Source organism: Scandinavium sp. UTDF21-P1B (assembly GCF_040750395.1).
Lineage (GTDB): Bacteria > Pseudomonadota > Gammaproteobacteria > Enterobacterales > Enterobacteriaceae > Scandinavium.
The window spans coordinates 1,854-4,988 of the sequence record NZ_JBFLVD010000024.1; the positions used below are offsets into that span (position 1 = coordinate 1,854).

1 rRNA gene is annotated in these 3,135 nt (G+C 52.0%); it reads left to right on the plus strand.

The window, feature by feature from the left end:
• Positions 1–116: 116 nt before the first annotated feature.
• A 23S ribosomal RNA gene (locus tag AB1287_RS17855) occupies positions 117–3,022 on the plus strand.
• Positions 3,023–3,135: the final 113 nt, after the last annotated feature.

A 3,135-nucleotide genomic window follows, 5' to 3' on the forward strand; every position in this document is an offset into this window, starting at 1 on the left:
TTTGCTCTTTAAAAATCTGGATCAAGCTGAAAATTGAAACGACACACTTAAGGTGTGTTCGAGTCTCTCAAATTTTCGCAATGCGGAGTGTTTTACGAAACAGCTTCGGGTTGTGAGGTTAAGCGACTAAGCGTACACGGTGGATGCCCTGGCAGTCAGAGGCGATGAAGGACGTGCTAATCTGCGATAAGCGTCGGCGAGGTGATATGAACCTGTGACCCGGCGATTTCCGAATGGGGAAACCCAGTGTGTTTCGACACATTATCATTAAGTGAATACATAGCTTAATGAGGCGAACCGGGGGAACTGAAACATCTAAGTACCCCGAGGAAAAGAAATCAACCGAGATTCCCCCAGTAGCGGCGAGCGAACGGGGAGCAGCCCAGAACCTGAATCAGCGTATGTGTTAATGGAAGCGTCTGGAAAGTCGCACGATACAGGGTGATAGTCCCGTACATGAAAATGCATACGTTGTGAGTTCGAAGAGTAGGGCGGGACACGTGGTATCCTGTCTGAATATGGGGGGACCATCCTCCAAGGCTAAATACTCCTGACTGACCGATAGTGAACCAGTACCGTGAGGGAAAGGCGAAAAGAACCCCGGCGAGGGGAGTGAAAAAGAACCTGAAACCGTGTACGTACAAGCAGTGGGAGCATCCTTCGGGGTGTGACTGCGTACCTTTTGTATAATGGGTCAGCGACTTATATTCTGTAGCAAGGTTAACCGAATAGGGGAGCCGAAGGGAAACCGAGTCTTAACTGGGCGTTAAGTTGCAGGGTATAGACCCGAAACCCGGTGATCTAGCCATGGGCAGGTTGAAGGTTGGGTAACACTAACTGGAGGACCGAACCGACTAATGTTGAAAAATTAGCGGATGACTTGTGGCTGGGGGTGAAAGGCCAATCAAACCGGGAGATAGCTGGTTCTCCCCGAAAGCTATTTAGGTAGCGCCTCGTGAACTCATCTTCGGGGGTAGAGCACTGTTTCGGCTAGGGGGTCATCCCGACTTACCAACCCGATGCAAACTACGAATACCGAAGAATGTTATCACGGGAGACACACGGCGGGTGCTAACGTCCGTCGTGAAGAGGGAAACAACCCAGACCGCCAGCTAAGGTCCCAAAGTCACAGTTAAGTGGGAAACGATGTGGGAAGGCCCAGACAGCCAGGATGTTGGCTTAGAAGCAGCCATCATTTAAAGAAAGCGTAATAGCTCACTGGTCGAGTCGGCCTGCGCGGAAGATGTAACGGGGCTAAACTGTGCACCGAAGCTGCGGCAGCGACACTATGTGTTGTTGGGTAGGGGAGCGTTCTGTAAGCCGTTGAAGGTGGCCTGTGAGGGTTGCTGGAGGTATCAGAAGTGCGAATGCTGACATAAGTAACGATAATGCGGGTGAAAAACCCGCACGCCGGAAGACCAAGGGTTCCTGTCCAACGTTAATCGGGGCAGGGTGAGTCGACCCCTAAGGCGAGGCCGAAAGGCGTAGTCGATGGGAAACAGGTTAATATTCCTGTACTTGGTGTTACTGCGAAGGGGGGACGGAGAAGGCTATGTTATCCGGGCGACGGTTGTCCCGGTTTAAGCATGTAGGCGGAGAGTTTAGGTAAATCCGGACTCTTTTTAACGCTGAGGTGTGATGACGAGGTACTACGGTACTGAAGTAACAGATGCCCTGCTTCCAGGAAAAGCCTCTAAGCATCAGGTAACACGAAATCGTACCCCAAACCGACACAGGTGGTCAGGTAGAGAATACCAAGGCGCTTGAGAGAACTCGGGTGAAGGAACTAGGCAAAATGGTGCCGTAACTTCGGGAGAAGGCACGCTGATATGTAGGTGAAGCCCCTGCGGGTGGAGCTGAAATCAGTCGAAGATACCAGCTGGCTGCAACTGTTTATTAAAAACACAGCACTGTGCAAACACGAAAGTGGACGTATACGGTGTGACGCCTGCCCGGTGCCGGAAGGTTAATTGATGGGGTTATCCGTAAGGAGAAGCTCTTGATCGAAGCCCCGGTAAACGGCGGCCGTAACTATAACGGTCCTAAGGTAGCGAAATTCCTTGTCGGGTAAGTTCCGACCTGCACGAATGGCGTAATGATGGCCAGGCTGTCTCCACCCGAGACTCAGTGAAATTGAACTCGCTGTGAAGATGCAGTGTACCCGCGGCAAGACGGAAAGACCCCGTGAACCTTTACTATAGCTTGACACTGAACACTGGTCCTTGATGTGTAGGATAGGTGGGAGGCTTTGAAGTGTGGACGCCAGTCTGCATGGAGCCAACCTTGAAATACCACCCTTTAATGGCTGGTGTTCTAACGTAGACCCGTAATCCGGGTTGCGGACAGTGTCTGGTGGGTAGTTTGACTGGGGCGGTCTCCTCCCAAAGAGTAACGGAGGAGCACGAAGGTTAGCTAATCCTGGTCGGACATCAGGAGGTTAGTGCAATGGCATAAGCTAGCTTGACTGCGAGAGTGACGGCTCGAGCAGGTGCGAAAGCAGGTCATAGTGATCCGGTGGTTCTGAATGGAAGGGCCATCGCTCAACGGATAAAAGGTACTCCGGGGATAACAGGCTGATACCGCCCAAGAGTTCATATCGACGGCGGTGTTTGGCACCTCGATGTCGGCTCATCACATCCTGGGGCTGAAGTAGGTCCCAAGGGTATGGCTGTTCGCCATTTAAAGTGGTACGCGAGCTGGGTTTAGAACGTCGTGAGACAGTTCGGTCCCTATCTGCCGTGGGCGCTGGAGAATTGAGGGGGGCTGCTCCTAGTACGAGAGGACCGGAGTGGACGCATCACTGGTGTTCGGGTTGTCATGCCAATGGCATTGCCCGGTAGCTAAATGCGGAAGAGATAAGTGCTGAAAGCATCTAAGCACGAAACTTGCCCCGAGATGAGTTCTCCCTGACCCTTTAAGGGTCCTGAAGGAACGTTGAAGACGACGACGTTGATAGGTCGGGTGTGTAAGCGTAGCGATACGTTGAGCTAACCGATACTAATGAACCGTGAGGCTTAACCTTACAACGCCGAAGCTGTTTTGGCGTGAGAGACAGACAATATTCAGCCTGATAACAGATTAATCGTCACGCGGACGTGAGAAAGCGGGATGATAAACAGAATTTGCCTGGCGGCA